This window comes from Lactobacillus sp. HMSC08B12 (genome assembly GCF_001808415.1).
Lineage (GTDB): Bacteria > Bacillota > Bacilli > Lactobacillales > Lactobacillaceae > Lactobacillus > Lactobacillus delbrueckii.
Genome location: NZ_KV793140.1, coordinates 1 through 506, shown reverse-complemented (window position 1 = coordinate 506; position 506 = coordinate 1). Strand labels below are relative to the sequence as shown.

The following is a 506-nucleotide window of genomic DNA, read 5'->3' as shown; positions in this document are numbered from 1 at the left end:
CTAGTGTAGTGTCATACTGATATCTTAAGTATGTTTAGTGCTATAGCTTTGGATACAAAGATGCAAGTTTGATACGTGCATCCGAAGTTCTAAACTGCCAGTTTACCAAAGCATAGCTATTATTCCGCTCACTTTCCCAAGCGCTCAATTCTTCGCGTAGTGTCTCAATATCCGGGATTCTTTGAGAAAGACACTGTCTGGTCATCACATTTAGCTCAATTTCAGCGATATCTAACCAGCTGCCATGCTTGGGAGTATAGTGAATCTCAAGCTTCTTGATGATTCGACGTGCTTCCTCTGGCTTGAAAGCCTTATATAGTGAGGATGGCTTGTGCGTATTAAGATTGTCCATGACAAGAATGATCTTCTCGGCTTCAGGGTACATCTCATCAACCATATATTTGATTTCTTCAGCCCAGTCAACTGCAGTTCGGTGTTCTCTGACGCTTGTGTGATGACGACCTCCTAGCGGCTCTACGAAGGCAAAGATACTGCATGTACCTTTA

At 42.9% G+C, this 506-nt stretch carries 1 protein-coding gene; it reads right to left on the bottom strand.

Annotation, left to right across the window (positions count from 1 at the left end):
• Positions 1 to 40: 40 nt before the first annotated feature.
• On the bottom strand, positions 41 to 506 hold a 466-nt coding region (locus tag HMPREF3168_RS04285; RefSeq protein WP_210384543.1), incomplete at its 5' end, for a transposase.